The sequence below is a fragment of the Sporofaciens sp. St.21A7 genome, assembly GCF_059728535.1.
This window is the reverse complement of record NZ_BAAGFN010000001.1, coordinates 3437055-3452871: the sequence shown is the minus strand read 5'-3', so window position 1 is coordinate 3452871 and position 15817 is coordinate 3437055. Positions and strand designations below refer to the sequence as shown.

Annotated in this window: 14 protein-coding genes and 1 tRNA gene; 14 read left to right on the top strand and 1 reads right to left on the bottom strand. The window is 47.2% G+C overall.

Annotated features, from left to right (window positions below; translation table 11 throughout):
* Positions 1-143: 143 nt before the first annotated feature.
* From AC6I3O_RS16980 to AC6I3O_RS16945, 8 genes are read left to right on the top strand one after another with little or no spacing between them, the layout of a single operon-like run.
* On the top strand, positions 144-1133 hold the full coding sequence (locus tag AC6I3O_RS16980) for a rod shape-determining protein (RefSeq protein WP_159752044.1): 990 nt from the start codon (positions 144-146) through the stop codon (positions 1131-1133).
* On the top strand, positions 1133-3340 hold the full coding sequence (recD2, locus tag AC6I3O_RS16975; protein ID WP_497851925.1) for an SF1B family DNA helicase RecD2: 2208 nt from the start codon (positions 1133-1135) through the stop codon (positions 3338-3340). The genes AC6I3O_RS16980 and recD2 overlap by 1 nt, the downstream gene beginning before the upstream one ends.
* Entirely contained in the window at positions 3340-4071 is a 732-nt protein-coding gene (locus AC6I3O_RS16970; RefSeq protein WP_497851924.1) for a ComF family protein, read from the top strand. The genes recD2 and AC6I3O_RS16970 overlap by 1 nt, the downstream gene beginning before the upstream one ends.
* Positions 4072-4128: 57 nt before the next feature.
* Positions 4129-4524 (top strand): hypothetical protein, encoded by a 396-nt coding sequence (locus AC6I3O_RS16965; protein ID WP_497851923.1) that lies wholly within the window; start codon positions 4129-4131, stop codon positions 4522-4524.
* Positions 4525-5637, top strand: coding sequence for a hypothetical protein (locus tag AC6I3O_RS16960; RefSeq protein ID WP_497851922.1), 1113 nt, complete (start codon positions 4525-4527; stop codon positions 5635-5637).
* Between the two features lie 31 nt (positions 5638-5668).
* On the top strand, positions 5669-6556 hold the full coding sequence (gene cdaA, locus AC6I3O_RS16955) for a diadenylate cyclase CdaA (RefSeq protein WP_497851921.1): 888 nt from the start codon (positions 5669-5671) through the stop codon (positions 6554-6556).
* Positions 6534-7790, top strand: a complete 1257-nt coding sequence (locus tag AC6I3O_RS16950) for a CdaR family protein (protein WP_497851920.1) — start codon at positions 6534-6536, stop codon at positions 7788-7790. The genes cdaA and AC6I3O_RS16950 overlap by 23 nt, the downstream gene beginning before the upstream one ends.
* A gap of 12 nt (positions 7791-7802) precedes the next feature.
* Entirely contained in the window at positions 7803-8066 is a 264-nt protein-coding gene (locus AC6I3O_RS16945; RefSeq protein ID WP_497851919.1) for an HPr family phosphocarrier protein, read from the top strand.
* Positions 8067-8155: 89 nt separating this feature from the next.
* Here AC6I3O_RS16945 and AC6I3O_RS16940 read toward each other — a convergent pair whose 3' ends face one another.
* The gene (locus AC6I3O_RS16940) at positions 8156-10258 is read right to left on the bottom strand and encodes a glycogen debranching protein (protein ID WP_497853499.1); all 2103 of its coding nucleotides are present in this window, start codon (positions 10256-10258) and stop codon (positions 8156-8158) included.
* A gap of 231 nt (positions 10259-10489) precedes the next feature.
* Here AC6I3O_RS16940 and AC6I3O_RS16935 point away from each other — a divergent pair, with 231 nt between their 5' ends.
* The 6 genes from AC6I3O_RS16935 to AC6I3O_RS16910 all read left to right on the top strand — a co-directional run bounded on the left by AC6I3O_RS16935 (position 10490) and on the right by AC6I3O_RS16910 (position 15760).
* Complete coding sequence (locus AC6I3O_RS16935; protein ID WP_497851918.1) at positions 10490-11986, top strand: cellulase family glycosylhydrolase; 1497 nt, start codon at positions 10490-10492, stop codon at positions 11984-11986.
* 173 nt (positions 11987-12159) lie between these two features.
* A tRNA-Gly gene (locus tag AC6I3O_RS16930) sits at positions 12160-12232 on the top strand.
* Between the two features lie 132 nt (positions 12233-12364).
* Positions 12365-13165 (top strand): SDR family NAD(P)-dependent oxidoreductase, encoded by an 801-nt coding sequence (locus AC6I3O_RS16925; protein ID WP_497851917.1) that lies wholly within the window; start codon positions 12365-12367, stop codon positions 13163-13165.
* Between the two features lie 20 nt (positions 13166-13185).
* Positions 13186-14568, top strand: coding sequence for an MATE family efflux transporter (locus tag AC6I3O_RS16920; protein WP_497853498.1), 1383 nt, complete (start codon positions 13186-13188; stop codon positions 14566-14568).
* A gap of 27 nt (positions 14569-14595) precedes the next feature.
* The gene (locus AC6I3O_RS16915) at positions 14596-15027 is read left to right on the top strand and encodes a MarR family winged helix-turn-helix transcriptional regulator (RefSeq protein ID WP_497851916.1); all 432 of its coding nucleotides are present in this window, start codon (positions 14596-14598) and stop codon (positions 15025-15027) included.
* Between the two features lie 130 nt (positions 15028-15157).
* On the top strand, positions 15158-15760 hold the full coding sequence (locus AC6I3O_RS16910; protein ID WP_497851915.1) for a DUF3793 family protein: 603 nt from the start codon (positions 15158-15160) through the stop codon (positions 15758-15760).
* The last annotated feature ends 57 nt before the right edge of the window (positions 15761-15817 follow it).

The window sequence follows — 15817 nt, the reverse complement described above, 5'->3', positions numbered from 1 at the left end:
TTCCTGTAAAGTTGATTATAATGAAACGAGCACGAAAGGGTGCAGTATGAATAAAATCAACGAATGATGATCATATAGAGATGCGTAAGAGTCAATCCAACAAATGATAATCATATAGATAGCATAGGGAAAGGGGAAGAAAGATGTCAGTAGATATCGGAATTGACTTGGGGACTGCCAGCGTCCTGGTCTACGTAAAAGGAAAAGGCGTCATATTGAAGGAGCCGTCTGTGGTTGCCTATGACAGGGATACGAATGCGATAAAAGCCATTGGCGAAGAGGCACGTTTAATGTTAGGGAGGACGCCGGGGAATATCGTTGCAGTCCGTCCGCTTAGACAGGGAGTCATTTCAGATTATACTGTGACAGAGAAGATGATTAAGTACTTTGTGCAGAAGGCACTGGGGAAGCGGACCTTTAAGAAGCCAAGAATCAGTATTTGTGTGCCAAGCGGTGTGACCGAGGTGGAGCGCAAGGCTGTGGAAGAGGCGACCTATGCGGCGGGCGCAAGGGAAGTGAATCTGATCGAAGAGCCTGTGGCAGCGGCGATTGGAGCTGGGATTGATATCTCGAAACCCTGCGGCAATATGATAGTTGACATCGGGGGAGGAACAGCGGATATTGCTGTGATTTCACTGGGAGGGACGGTTGTGAATTCATCGATCAAGATTGCAGGTGATGATTTTGACGAGGCAATTGTCCGCTATATGCGCAAGAAGCATAACCTTCTAATCGGGGAGCGGACGGCGGAGGACATTAAGATTAAGATTGGGACGACCTATCCCTTGATTGAAGATGAAGAGTTAGAAGTGAGAGGGCGCAATCTGGTGACAGGGCTTCCTAAGACAGTGACCGTGACTTCCTTAGAGACAGAAGAAGCGCTCCGCGAACCGACGGGGCAGATTGTAGAAGAAGTAATTAACGTGTTGGAGCGGACGCCGCCGGAGCTGTCGGCAGATATTTTGGATCGTGGAATTATGCTGACCGGGGGCGGCTCCATGCTTAGGGGACTGGAAGAACTGATAGAGGAGAAGACGGGAATCAATACCATGACGGCAGAAGATCCGATGAAGGTGGTGGCGATCGGGACAGGACAGTTTGTGGAATTGGTGAGCGGACGAAGAGAATTTTAATGGACAGTATAAAGGGATATGTGGAACATATTGTGTACCGCAATGAGGAGAATGGATATACCGTATTAAATCTGAATAACGACGACGGAGAAGTGACCTGTGTGGGGAAGTTTCATTATGTCGAGGAAGGAGGGCTTTTGAAGCTTACTGGGGAGTATACAACCCATAAGCTGTATGGTCTTCAGTTCAAGGTGGAGACTTCTGAGGTTTGCGAGCCGGAGGATCTGGTATCGATTGAGCGGTATCTGGGTTCTGGGTCTATTAAAGGCGTCGGGGCTTCACTGGCGGGAAAGATTGTGAAGAAATTTAAAGAGGATACGTTCCGCATCATCGAGGAGGAGCCGGAACGGCTGGCGGAAATCAAGGGGATCAGCGAGCGAAAGGCACGGGAGATTTCGGCGCAGGTGGAAGAAAAGCGGGATATGCGCCAGGCAATGATATTCCTCCAGAAATATGGAATATCTACGACTCTGGCTGCAAAGATTTACCAGCATTACGGGCAGAGTGTGTACCGTGTCATAGAGGAGAACCCTTACCAGATCGCGGACCATGTGCCGGGAGTGGGATTTAAGACGGCAGATGAGATTGCTGCAAAGGTTGGTATTCATGCGGATTCGGATTTCCGTATCCGCAGCGGTATCTTTTATACATTGTTGCAGAGCGTGAATGACGGGCATATTTTTCAGGAGCAAAAGACGCTTCTTAGAAGGACGGACGAGCTGTTGGGGATTGAGCTTTCGGATATTGAAAAATATTTGATGGATCTTGCAATCGAGAAGAAGATTGTGCTCAAGAAGGAAGAAGAAACCATGCGGATTTATCCATCCAGATACTATTATATGGAAATGAACGTGGCAAGGATGCTTCATGATTTGGATGTGGAGTGTAAGATAGAAGAAGGGAAACTTAGGGATCGACTTCTTGTTATTGAGGAGCATGGGAAACTGTACTTGGATGAGATGCAGAGAACTGCCGTGGTGGAAGCGGTAAAGCATGGGGTCATGGTATTGACGGGAGGTCCCGGAACCGGAAAGACAACGACGATCAATGCTATGATTCGCTTTTTCGACAGTGAAGGAATGGATTTTCTGCTGGCAGCGCCAACCGGGCGGGCTGCAAAGCGAATGACAGAAGCGACCGGATACGAGGCACAGACGATTCATAGACTGTTGGAGGTAAATGGAAATCCAGAGGAAGACAGTGTCAGCGGATTTCAGAGAAATGAAGAGAATCCATTGGAGGCGGATGTCATCATTATTGATGAGGTATCCATGGTGGATCTTCCACTCATGTCGGCGCTGCTTCGGGCGATTGTACCTGGCACCAGGCTGGTGTTGGTTGGGGACTGCAGCCAGCTTCCCAGTGTGGGACCGGGAAGCGTACTGAAAGACATTATTGACTCAGAGCGATTTTCTGTAGTTATGCTGACAAAAATTTTCCGTCAGGCAGGAGAAAGTGATATTGTCGTCAATGCCCATAAGATTAATAGAGGCGAGGAAGTGACGCTTGATAACAAGAGCCGGGATTTCTTTTTTTTAAAGCGGCAGGATGCCAATGTGATTATCAGTGTGTTGATTACTTTGATTCAGAAAAAGCTTCCTAAGTACGTGGATGCAAATCCGTATGATATCCAGGTATTAACGCCTATGCGGAAGGGGCTTCTGGGTGTGGAGCGCCTGAATGGGATTCTTCAGGAATACTTAAATCCGCCGGAGAAGGGAAAGACAGAGAAAGAGATCGGAGACCGCTTGTTCCGCGAGGGGGACAAGGTGATGCAGATCAAGAATAATTACCAGTTGGAGTGGGAGATTTCCACGAAGTATGGGATGACCGTTGATAAAGGAATGGGGATTTTTAACGGGGATATGGGAATCATCCGGAAGATTAATACGTATGAGGAGACGGTCACGGTAGAGTACGACGAGCAGCGCAAGGTGAAGTATCCATATGCTTTGCTGGATGAGCTGGAGCTTGCCTATGCGATTACGATACATAAGTCACAGGGGAGTGAATATCCTGCAGTAGTGATTCCGCTGCTGTCAGGACCGAGACAGTTGTATCACAGGAATCTATTGTATACGGCTGTGACAAGAGCAAGGCGGTGTGTGACATTGGTCGGAAGCGACCAGGTATTCCAGGAGATGATCCAGAATACGAATGAGCAGAGGCGTAACACTAGCCTAGCAAAACGAATCCGGGAAATGTAATGAGATATGGAGGATTATTTCAGACACTTAGAGGGAGTGTCGTAAAATGGTTGTGGCCGGAGGTATGTCCATTCTGCGGCAAGGTAAGCAGTCAGGGGATTTGCGCTGGATGCAGGAGGAAGATTGATGATCTGAAAGTCCGGGAACCAAGATGTATGCAGTGTGGAAAGCCAGTTCAGGATACGCGGCGGGAGTACTGCTATGACTGTATGCATATGGAACACAGGTATGATAGGGGCTATGGATTGTGGCTCCATAAGGAACCTGTCAGCACGTCTATTTATCAATTCAAATATCATAATCAAAGGGACTATGGGGTCTGTTATGCAAAGGAATTAATCCGCTGTTATGGTAATATAATAAAAAGCTGGACCCCAGACCTTATGATTCCAATCCCACTTCACAAAAAGCGCAGAAGGCAAAGAGGGTATAATCAGGCGGCAGTTATTTGCCAGGAGCTTGGGAGAATGCTTGGGATACCTGTGGATGAGAAGAGTCTGTACCGCAAGTTTTACACGGACCCGCAGAAAACCCTTAGCCATAAGGAAAGAAGGAAGAACCTGAAACATGCATTTGCACTGAAAAAAGGATTTCGGGTTGTGCCGACGGTCTTATTGATTGACGATATTTACACGACAGGGAATACAATAGATGCGGCAGCGTCGGTTTTGAAGAAGAAAGGAGTCGAAAAAGTCTATTTTTTAACCATAAGTATTGGACAAGGATACTGATATTTGTTATACTAAAAATGATGTTTGGTTGTATAATATAACATTTTGAGGTGATTTATGTTAGATAAGAAAAAATTAGAGCTTATGACTCGTCTCGCCTTCTATGAACAGACGGAGGGAAAGGAAGACTTTAAGATCAGTGAGTATTACCGCAGAGATTATACAGGTCTTCATATGATTTGCTCTTTTTTGTGGGTAACGGTCGGATATGCCTGTGCGGTCGGTATGTTTATGCTGGTGAAGATGGAAGACATCATGGCTAATGTATCGAATGGTTTGATAGTGATGCTGGTGGGGGCGGTTATTCTGGGCTATATTTCTCTGGTCATTGTGTACCTGATTATTACAGCGCATATCTATAATGAAAAGCATAAGGATGCCAGGCAGAGGGTAAAAAAATATAACCATAATCTGACACGGCTGCTGAGGATGTATGAAAAGGAGAACAGATAGATGGACAGTATATATGTACTACGTGGACGATTTGAAGAATTATATGCCAGGAATTCAAAAGTATATGATAAGGTCATCCAGTTCATACTGGCAGTTTCCACATTTATGCTTATTAACCGGAACGTAGGATTCATGAAGGCGGCTGCCTCGCCGATGGCGGCAGTGGCTCTTGCGGTGATTTGTACGTTTCTTCCGCTTGGAGTGACGGTTGTGGCGGCAACTGCGTTGATTTTGCTGCATATGTATTCGGTATCTTTAGGGATACTTGCTGTGACAGCGGTTCTGTTTTTGGTTATGTATATATTTTATCTAAGACTTGCACCCAAAATGGCGTTGGTGGTAGTGATGACGCCTCTTGCATTTTTCCTGCATATTCCCTATGTACTGCCGGTTGCCTGCGGCCTTGCGTCGGCGCCGGGGAGTATGGTAGCCGTTATTTGCGGTACAATGGTATATTATATGATGGAATATGTGAAGAAGGCGGCTGCGAATCTGGATGGTTCTGGTGTGAAGGGAATGTTGTCCCAAGGGACAGATTATCTTAGCAAAGTATTTCAGAATAAAGAGATGTGGGTGATGCTGATTGCATTTGTCATCTGTTTCTTTATTGTTTATTCAATCCGCAGGGCTTCGACGGATCATGCGTGGAAGATTGCAATCATTGTGGGGATTATTGCAAACCTGGTGGTTGTTGTAACAGGGGATATCGTCCTTGGAGTGCATACCTCTTATGGTATGGTAATCGGGGGAAGTGTTGCTTCGCTTGTAATCGGACTGATTTTGGAGGTGTTCTATTTCTCTGTGGATTACTCAAGAAGTGAGAAGCTGCAATTTGAGGATGACGAGTACTATTATTATGTGAAGGCGATTCCGAAACTGTCGGTTGCAAGACCAGAGAAGACGGTTAAGAGAATCAATGAGCGGCAGGAGACGGAGATTATAGATACTGAGACTGTCAGGAAGAAGTCAGGGACTGCGTCCGGGGGAGTCGGAAAGAATGGAAAGAGGCCAATGCCTAAGAAAGGGCAGTCCGTCAAGCGGCATGATATGAGAGAAGTGGATAAGATGCTTCTTACTCAAAGTCTGAGAAAAGACTTGAATATAAGAAAATAGAATGATGTCATTGAAAAAAGGAGGTGAGGGAATGGAACAGCAGATTACCAGGTTTATAGAGAAATATGCATTTACCGATTGGTATTTTCCGGAGGTACGGATTACGGATATTGTGGAAGTGTTGATCCTTACATTTCTGCTCTATCATATTATGGTCTGGATACGAAATACAAAGGCATGGATGTTATTAAAGGGCATTGTTGTGCTTGCTGTATTCATTCTGGTCGCCGCCATTTTCAAGATGCATACCATACTTTATATTGCTAAGAATTCGGTTACGGTTATGGCGACGATTGCAATTGTGGTATTCCAGCCGGAACTGCGCAGGGCATTGGAGAAGCTGGGGGAGAAACAATTTTTGCCATCTATGGTTCCTTTTGAGTCAGGGCGTGAGAAGGCGCGGTTCAGCGCGGAGACTCGTGAGAGCATGATTGACGCTGCTTATGCCATGGGGAAGGTGAAGACAGGTGCGTTGATTGTTGTGGAACAGGCGATCCGTCTTACGGAGTATGAGAGTACCGGAATCCGGATGGATTGTCTGGTGTCAAGCCAGGTCTTGATCAACATTTTTGAACATAATACACCACTGCACGATGGTGCGATTATTGTCCGCGGAGACAGGATTGTCTCGGCTACATGCTATTTGCCGCTGTCGGATAATATGCGAATCAGTAAATCTCTTGGAACTAGACACCGCGCGGCATTGGGGATGAGCGAGGTGAGCGATGCTTTGATTATTGTGGTTTCTGAGGAAACCGGAGCGGTATCGGTGGCTCAGGGAGGATTGCTTTCCAGAAATATCACGGAGAAGGAATTGAGAGAAAAACTGAGCAGTATTCAGGATCGAAGAGTGGAAGCCAACAGGCTGACAGCACTGTGGAAAGGAAGGCGAAAGAATGAGAAGAAGACTGACAGCTAATCTGGGTCTCAAGGTATTAGCCTTTTTTAGCGCAGTTTTTATGTGGCTTGTTGTGGTTAATATCGATGATCCTGTAACAGAAAAGACATATACGGGAATTCCTGTGAGCGTGATTAACGAAGAGGTTGTGACGACGACGAACAGGACATACCAGATTGTGGATAATACGCAGGAGGTTATGGTGACGGTCAGCGCTAACCGTTCTGTTCTGAATAAGATCAGATCGGAGGACATTATAGCAGTTGCCGATATGAAAGAGCTGAGTCTGGGTACACAGATTCCCATTGAGGTGTCCATACCAAGATATAAGTATGAGAAGGTATATACATCGCCGGTAAATCTTCAGGTTAAGATTGAAGATGAGGCAAAGAATAATTTCCCAATTACACCGTCTACGATCGGAACGGTTCGGGAAGGCTATGTACTTGGAGATTTGAAGCCGAATCCGGAGAAGGTGACGCTGCGTGGTCCTAAGTCTGTAATTGACAGTATCAGCAGAGTTGTCGCAGAGGCAAATGTATCTGGGTTGTCAGAGAACGCAGATATAGAAGGAAGGCTGATTTTATATGATGTGAATAATAATGTGATTGACCAGACGCTTCTTGCCAATAATCTTGGTAAAGATGGGGTCAGCGTCCGAGTTACCCTGCATCAGATTAGAAGCGTTCCGGTGAAACCAGATTCTTCTATGATTACGGCAGCAACAGGCTGTAAGGTGAGCAATGTTATGGTAGAGCCTAAGGAAGTCCGTGTGACGGGGGAAGAGGAGGATTTGGATAAGCTGGATGAGATTGAGATACCGGCAGAGGATCTGGCTATTTCCGACTTGACGGAGAGGACGGAGAGGATGGTTGACATATCTTCTTACCTTCCGGAAGGGGTGACGCTGGTGGACGAGAACGCCGGCAGCGTAGTGGTAACGATTCTAATCGAACAGCCGGGTGTAAAGAATTACGAAGTTTCGACAAGTTCTATTACGGTAAATAATCTTGCGGAAGATTTGGAACTCAGTTATGGGTCTGTGGATTTGGAGATTCAGATCAGAGGTCCGGAGGAGATCCTGAAAGTATTTACGGTGGCAAAGAGGGTAAGCATCGACTTGAAGATTTATCAGTCGCCGGGAACTTATCTTGTTCCTGTGACAGTGGAGCTTCCGGATGGCTGTACACTGGTAGACAGTGATGAAGTGGAGATTATATTAGAGAAAAAGACGGAGTATGATCAAGAAGAATAAACGGAGGAGACAATGGTTAAGCAAAGAGTTACGATTACGAACCCAACCGGACTTCATCTAAGACCGGCAGGAATCTTCTGTAATACGGCAAGCAATTTTAAGTGTAAGGTTACATTTGAGTATGATAATACGATTGCCAATGCCAAGAGTGTGCTTAGCGTACTCGGCGCCTGTATCAAGAAGGGTGACGAGATAGAGCTGATCTGTGAGGGTGAGGGAGAAGAAGAGGCGTTAAAAGAGATGGTCGCCGCAATAGAAGGCGGACTTGGAGAGTAAGTATATTGCGGGAAAGAAAACAGGCAGATTGGGAATCATTCTCGATCTGCCTGTTTTTGGGTGCATCCGGCCGATGGATGCACGTTCATTTATTCGCCTAATACGACCATCAGACTCCGGGGACGTACGGTAATCCGATCGCTGTATAGATTATAGGCTTTCTGGCTTTCTTCCCAGGTATCTACAACCACTTTCCAACACATAGAAATTGGAAGTTCCGGCAGGAGCACTTCAACCTCTTCCCAGTAGGCGTTGGATGCAACATAGATGAACTGGGGACCAGAGCTTTTCTCCTGTCCTGTAAACATCACGCCAATGTATCTGTCATACCCTGCAAAATGCTCACACCAGGGGATGACTCCATGGAAGCTGACATCCGGGAATCCGTTTACCCCATTGCTTACATTGGTACGCAGTAACCTATGAGATTTGCGGAAACGTATCATGTACTTGAAGAATTCAAAAATATCCCGATTTTTCTCCAATAATCGCCAGTCCAGCCAAGAAGTGATATTATCCTGGCAATAGGAATTGTTATTGCCGAACTGTGTATTACAGAATTCATCGCCGGCCAGAAACATGGGGATTCCGCGGCTGCACATTAGAATTGCGAAAGCATTGCGGATCATCCGTTTCCGGAGGGCAAGAACATCGGGATTATCGGTATCGCCTTCGGCCCCGCAGTTCCAGCTATGATTGTCGTTAGAACCATCGGTATTGTTCCATCCGTTTTTTTCATTGTGCTTTTCATTGTAGGAGTATAAATCATAAAGTGTAAACCCGTCATGACAGGTGATAAAATTCACGGAAGCATTTCCTCTGGTGTCAATTGCGTAGATGTCGTGGGAGCCGACGAGCCGCAGCGCTGCTGCCTGTGCCATGCCTTCGTCTCCTTTGAGGTATCTTCGCATATCGTCGCGGTATCTTCCGTTCCATTCTGCCCAGCGGTTCCAGGAGGGGAACGTACCCACCTGGTAGAGTCCGTCAGCATCCCATGCCTCGGCAATAAGTTTGACATCTCCAAGGATTGGGTCAAAGGCAAGAGCCTGCAGAAGCGGCGGCTTGTTCATTGGCGAGCCATCTTCGTTACGGCCCAGGATAGATGCAAGGTCGAAACGGAATCCGTTTACCCGGTAAGTGTTTACCCAGTAACGCAGGCAGTCCAGAATCATCTGGCGGACGATGGGATGGTTACAGTTAAGAGAGTTGCCGCATCCGCTGAAATTATAATAATATCCTTCTGGCGTCAGCAAGTAATAAATGTTGTTATCAAATCCTTTAAATGAAAAGAAAGGACCGTGTTCGTTGCCTTCCGCCGTGTGATTGAATACGACGTCCAGGTATACTTCGATTCCGTGCTGGTTGAAGACCTGGATTAGATGTTTCAGCTCATTGCCTTCCCGGTTATGCTCCCGGTAGGAGGAATAACTGGTATTGGGCGCAAAGAAGCTGACAGTGTTATAGCCCCAGTAATTGTAGAGCTTTTCACCGTCTACTTCCCGATAGTCCTGCATCTCATCGAATTCAAAGATGGGCATTAATTCTACGACGTTGACACCTAGTTCCAACAGATGAGGGAGTTTTTCCAGAAGGCCGTCGAAAGTCCCAGGGTGCAGCACGCCGGACGATTCATGTTTGGTAAATCCCCGGACGTGGAGTTCGTATATAATCAAATCCTCCGTAGGAAGCAGAGGCGGCGCAATACTTCCCCAGTCGAAATCGTCTTTTACCACCCGAGCCTTGTAGTGCTGTCCACGGGGAGCAGAGTCGCCCCACTGGCTCTGACCGGAAACGGCACGGGCATATGGATCCAAAAGATATTTATTTTTATTAAAGATCAATCCTTTCTCCGGCTCGTAAGGTCCGTCTACCCGGTAGGCGTACTCAAAGTCCTCTATGTTCAGTTTGAACACGATCATGGAGTAGACGTTGCCGATTCGGTAGTGATTCGGGAATGGAAGGACGGCGAAGGGTTCTTCCGCTGCTCTGTGAAAAAGCAGTAATTCAATCGATGTGGCTCCATGGGAATATACTGTGAAATTAACGCCGCCGGGTATGGCTGTCGCACCGTTGATTTCGTAGAATCCCGGTCGTACTTCAAAACCGCAGATATAGTCCATGGGGACAAGATGGATAGTACGGGGCAGACCGAAATTCGTAGCTTTGTCCGAAGCAGGTTCTTGCGGCGCCATGTGTGTACTGGTGATTGGTTCACTATTGCTCATATCATGCCTCCTTGTATGCTTGTGGGGAACTTAACGACCATCTGCACAAATGGCGCAGAATCAAAGTTCAGTTCCTGTACTTCTACATATCATATATCGGCTGTTTTTTTAGAAATCATTAGGACAGCTTTCTTGTTATAGCATTTGACAAGAAAAAAAGGATGCGGTAGACTATACCTTAGAAAGCAGGTGTGATAGATGAGAAGAAAAAGAATACTCGCTGTGCTATGTGTGATGTTCCTTTTGGCGATTCCAATCTGCATGGCAGGATGCGGCGCCAAGAAGGAGGAAAGTGTGCCAAAGAAGCAGGAGGAGAAGGAAAGCGGAAAGGCAAAGGATATTCAGGAGGAAGAGAAGGAACCAGAGCAGGAAGTCCCGGTAGAGAACAAGATTGCGGCTCCCTCCGTAACCGGGGCGCTCCATGTAGAAGGAACCAAACTCTGCGGCAGCAACGGGGAACCGGTGCAGCTTAGGGGAATCAGTACGCATGGTATGGCGTGGTTTCCAGACTATATCAATGCAGAGTGTTTTGCCCAGCTGCATAATGAATGGAAGGCAAATGTAATGCGCCTGGCCATGTATACGGCTGAATCCGGCGGGTACTGTACGGACGGCGACAAGGAATATTTAAAAGGGCTGATCCGGGACGGAGTGGAATACGCCACACAGCAGGATATGTATGTGATTATTGACTGGCACATTTTATCGGACAATAACCCCAATATCCATCTGGAGGAAGCAAAGGCTTTTTTTGCAGAGATATCTGCGGAATATGCAGATGCAGACAATGTACTGTATGAAATCTGTAATGAGCCCAACGGAGGCACGGCATGGGGCGACATTAAGTCTTATGCTCAGGAGGTCATTCCAGTGATTCGTGCAAATGACGAGGAGGCTGTCATTATCGTAGGGACACCCAACTGGTCCCAGTTCGTGGACCAGGCGGCGGCAGATCCGATCACAGGGTATGAGAATTTGATGTATACCCTTCATTTCTATGCGGCGACCCACAAGGATGATCTGCGGGGTAAGATGGCAGGCGCCATTGACGCAGGGCTGCCGATTTTCGTGACGGAGTACGGAATCTGTGATGCAAGCGGGAACGGAGCCATTGACACGGGACAGGCGAACCAGTGGGTGGATTTGATGGATCAGTATGGGGTCAGCTATGTGGCTTGGAACCTGTCCAATAAGGATGAGAGTTCGGCGATGTTTTTAAGTTCCTGCACCAAGACCAGTGGATTTACGGAAGAGGATTTAAGCGAAACAGGGAAATGGCTGTACCAGATGCTGACGACAAGGCAGGGAGGAGCCGTGGCAGAGCAGTCGGAAAATGAGGCGGTGCAGAAAGAGACGGCGCAGGACGGCTCAAACTCTCCGGAAGACAGCAAAGACGGTCAGACGTTGGTGTGCGGAGACATCGAAGTTTTCATGTACCTGAAAAATAGTTGGGAGGAAGAGGGGAAACCTGTACGCCAGTACGAGCTTACGGTAAAGAATACTTCAGACCAGCAATGTACAAATTGGGCGGTGGATATTCCCTTTGAGGAGAAGATTGTGTTGACAGACGGTTGGAACGGGGATTATTCCGTACAGGACCAGACGGTACATATCACCTCTAAGGAATATAACGGGACAATCCCCGCCGGAGGAGAGATTGGGGACGTCGGTTTTATCGTGAAAACCGGGGACTGAAAAGTCCCCGGGAAGCCGCGGAAACAGGGGGTTAAGGAGCCATTGGAAAGCTGTGGAGATGGGCGTCTGAAGCTTTCTTTGAAAAAAATAGAAAAAATTTGAAAAAACATGTTGACAAAAGCAAATCTATATAGTAATATATGTATTGTCCTGAGGGACACAAAACAAAATAAGCGACAGTGGCTCAGTTGGTAGAGTACGACCTTGCCAAGGTCGGGGTCGCGGGTTCGAACCCCGTCTGTCGCTCTTAGAAAGAATCGGATAAGTGAGTATATCATTTGTCCGATTTTTTTCGGTTGTTTTCTTGTTCAAAAAGTGATATCCTTAACTTAGAGTGAATCTGCAAAAGATATTAGAGTTCAGAAAGGAGAATGCCATATGGGATTTTTAACAGGAAAGACAGCAATTATTACAGGAGGAGGACGTTCGGTCTTGAGTGACGGCAGATGCGGTTCCATCGGCTATGGGATTGCGACTGCATATGCGAAGGAAGGCGCGAACCTTGTAATTACGGGGCGGAACGTCAAGAAGCTTGAGGATGCGAAGGAAGAGCTGGAGCGGTTATACGGGATTAAAGTCCTGGATGTTCAGGCGGATGTTTCGGCAGGGGCTGACAATGAGACGGTAGTCGGCAATGTTGTAAAGCAGGCGATGGATACATTCGGAAGGATTGACGTGCTGATTAATAATGCGCAGGCGTCCGCATCCGGCGTTACGTTGGAAGACCATACCACGGAGCAGTTTGACCTTGCGGTCTATTCCGGGCTATATGCCACCTTCTACTATATGAAGGCGTGCCATCCGCACCTGAAGGAGACGAAGGGGACGGTCATCAATTTTGCTTCCGGCGCAGGCCTGTTCGGTAATTTCGGGCAGTGTGCTTATGCGGCGGCAAAGGAAGGAGTGCGCGGCCTGACCCGTGTTGCGGCGACAGAGTGGGGGAAGGACGGCGTCAATGTGAATATCATCTGTCCGCTTGCATGGACGGCACAGCTTGAGAATTTTGAGAAGGCATATCCGGATGCATTTAAGCAGAATGTGAAGATGCCGCCGGCAGGCCATTACGGAGATGCGGAGCTGGAGATTGGACGTGTCTGCGTACAGCTTGCATCACCGGACTTCAAGTATATGAGCGGTGAGACGATTACTCTGGAAGGCGGTATGGGACAAAGGCCGTAAGACAGGATATGAGTGAGAGAATGAATGAGAGTGGGGTATTGGAAAATCCCCTGGCAGTGGAGAAGATCGGAAAGCTGATTGCTCGGTTTGCCATACCTGCGATTATCAGTATGCTGGTGAGTTCTCTGTACAATATCGTAGACCAGATTTTTATCGGGCAGGGCGTAGGCATGCTTGGCAACGCGGCCACGAATATTGCTTTCCCTGTGTCTATTATCTGTACGGCGACGGCGCTTTTGCTGGGGATCGGCAGCTCCTCGAATTTTAATCTGGAATCGGGAGCGGGAAACAAAGAGAAGGCAAGCAGAATCGTTGGGACCGGTTTGGCAATGCTTGTAATCTGCGGAATTGTGATTGCGGGCGTGGTGCTGTTGTTCCTGGATCCCTTGCTTGAGCTGTTCGGGGTCACTCCGGAGGTTCTGCCTTTTGCTCAGGATTATACGGGAATCACGGCTTTCGGGATTCCCTTTCTGATTCTGACCACAGGCGGAAACCATCTGATTCGTGCGGACAGAAGCCCGACTTACTCTATGGCGTGTATGCTGACAGGGGCGATTATAAATACGGTTCTGGACCCGCTGTTTATTTTTGGTTTCCATCTGGGAATCAAGGGCGCCGCGTGGGCCACCGTAATCGGACAGGTGGTGTCCGGGTTTCTGGTTATTTTATATTTTACCAGATTCCGTAAGATGGAATTGTCTTTGGATATGCTGAGGCCGAGAGGTACATGTCTGAAAGCGATTGCATCGCTTGGGATGGCGGCTTGTATCAATCAGATTGCCATGGCTGTGGTGCAGATTACGATGAATAATACGTTGAGGCATTATGGGGCTTCTTCTGTGTATGGGACGGATATCCCGCTGGCCTGTGTCGGGGTTATTTCCAAAGTCAATATGGTATTTATGGCAATCTGCATCGGGATTTCCCAGGGATGCCAGCCGATTTGGGGATTTAACTATGGGGCAGGAAGATACGGGAGAGTGCGGGAAACATATGTCAAGGCCTTTCGAGTTTCCCTGATTGTTGGAATCCTGTTCTTCTGTTGTTTCCAGCTCTTTCCGCGTCAGCTCGTGGGGATTTTCGGGACAGGAAGTGAAGAATATTTTCAGTTTGCCGAGAGATATTTCCGGATTTTCATGATGTTGACCTTTATCAATGGAATCCAGCCCATGTCTTCCGGGTTCTTTACGTCGATTGGGAAGGCGAAGCTTGGTATTGTGGTGTCGCTGACTAGACAGGTGATTTTTCTGCTTCCGCTGATTGTGATTTTTCCGCTGTTTATGGGAATCGACGGGGTCATGTATGCGGGACCGATTGCGGACGGCGCGGCAGCGTTTGCGGCATTGACGTGCGCAGTCAGGGAGTTAAGGAAGATAAGGCTTCTGGAAGAGGCTGCCGGATAGGGAGTAAAGACGCAGGGGGACGAAGAGATGAAGGAACGGATGCCGATTGGCTTCATGTTCAAGCAGATTAATACAATCTATGAGAAGGATTTTAACCAGCTTCTTAAAACAATCGGAATTACTGCGTCCCAGTGTGCTGTTCTGGATTATCTGTTCCGCAGCAGTGAAGAATCCGTGAACCAGAGAGATATCGAGAAGGCGTTGAGCTTACGGAACCCCACTGTGACAGGTCTGTTAAAGCGTCTGGACGAGAAGGGGTACATCCTTTCTGTGCCCAGTGATCGGGATAAGCGGTGCAACAATATTTACCTGACGGAGAAAGCCTATGATATCCGGAGACGGATGGAGGCGGACCGGAAGAAGATTGATAAGAAGTTTACGATTGGAATGAATAAAAAAGAGAAGGCAGCATTGGAGAAAATGCTGGAAAAGGTATTGTATAACATAGCTGAGCCATAAATGGTTCGGCTATTTTTCTGCATAAATTTGTATCATTGAGAAAATCCTATCAGTTAGATACTTGTTAGGTTGTTTCTTTGTATGATATAATATATGAAAATGATAATTAATATCAAAATAAGGAGAGAATATGCCAGTAGAAGTTGTATCATTTCTGTTCTCTAAAGAAAACCTAAGAAGAGGCCTGCAATTACAGGTTATTTTCCAGTGCGCGCCGTTCTTAAAGGGGATGAAAGCTGCCTGTATGCTGAATGTGGAAACGGGATATTGTAAGGATTTGGAGAATGTCCTTTGGGGGACGGATATAGAATATCGGATTCTGTCGGAGAATAATAGGAAATGTCTGGTTTTTTTGTACCGAAAGAATGAGCTGTCTGCATTTTTGGAGAAGAAGGAGGTCAGGGATTTCCTGCGGCAATACGGGTATGCCTGCCAGAGCCTTGAGATGGCGCTTGGAAGGCTTTCGGCAAGAGTCCAAAGCCATGCTTGCCAGAATCAAAGTTTTCCCCATGAAATCGGGGTGTTTCTGGATTATCCGGTTGAAGATGTGAGATGTTTTATTGAGCAGGGCGGTAAGGGGGAAGTAATGAGCGGGTACTGGAAGGTGTACCGCGACCCCGGAAAAGCGCGGCTTATTTTTCAGGCGTATGATAAGGCAAGGGTGAGCGCTGTGAATGAATATCTTGCCGGACGGACGGTTCGGGAGATTGCAGGTTACAGAGAGAGGAATTGAGGCAAAAAAGAAGAGGAGGCATTTCCTCTTTTTTTTATGTATAAACCGTGGTATAAT

Coding starts and splice junctions, on each gene's coding strand:
- AC6I3O_RS16980 (WP_159752044.1), top strand. CDS start 144: ATGTCAGTAGATATCGGAATTGACTTGGGGACTGCCAGCGTCCTGGTC.
- recD2 (WP_497851925.1), top strand. CDS start 1,133: ATGGACAGTATAAAGGGATATGTGGAACATATTGTGTACCGCAATGAG.
- AC6I3O_RS16970 (WP_497851924.1), top strand. CDS start 3,340: ATGAGATATGGAGGATTATTTCAGACACTTAGAGGGAGTGTCGTAAAA.
- AC6I3O_RS16965 (WP_497851923.1), top strand. CDS start 4,129: ATGTTAGATAAGAAAAAATTAGAGCTTATGACTCGTCTCGCCTTCTAT.
- AC6I3O_RS16960 (WP_497851922.1), top strand. CDS start 4,525: ATGGACAGTATATATGTACTACGTGGACGATTTGAAGAATTATATGCC.
- cdaA (WP_497851921.1), top strand. CDS start 5,669: ATGGAACAGCAGATTACCAGGTTTATAGAGAAATATGCATTTACCGAT.
- AC6I3O_RS16950 (WP_497851920.1), top strand. CDS start 6,534: ATGAGAAGAAGACTGACAGCTAATCTGGGTCTCAAGGTATTAGCCTTT.
- AC6I3O_RS16945 (WP_497851919.1), top strand. CDS start 7,803: ATGGTTAAGCAAAGAGTTACGATTACGAACCCAACCGGACTTCATCTA.
- AC6I3O_RS16940 (WP_497853499.1), bottom strand. CDS start 10,258: ATGGCGCCGCAAGAACCTGCTTCGGACAAAGCTACGAATTTCGGTCTG.
- AC6I3O_RS16935 (WP_497851918.1), top strand. CDS start 10,490: ATGAGAAGAAAAAGAATACTCGCTGTGCTATGTGTGATGTTCCTTTTG.
- AC6I3O_RS16925 (WP_497851917.1), top strand. CDS start 12,365: ATGGGATTTTTAACAGGAAAGACAGCAATTATTACAGGAGGAGGACGT.
- AC6I3O_RS16920 (WP_497853498.1), top strand. CDS start 13,186: ATGAATGAGAGTGGGGTATTGGAAAATCCCCTGGCAGTGGAGAAGATC.
- AC6I3O_RS16915 (WP_497851916.1), top strand. CDS start 14,596: ATGAAGGAACGGATGCCGATTGGCTTCATGTTCAAGCAGATTAATACA.
- AC6I3O_RS16910 (WP_497851915.1), top strand. CDS start 15,158: ATGCCAGTAGAAGTTGTATCATTTCTGTTCTCTAAAGAAAACCTAAGA.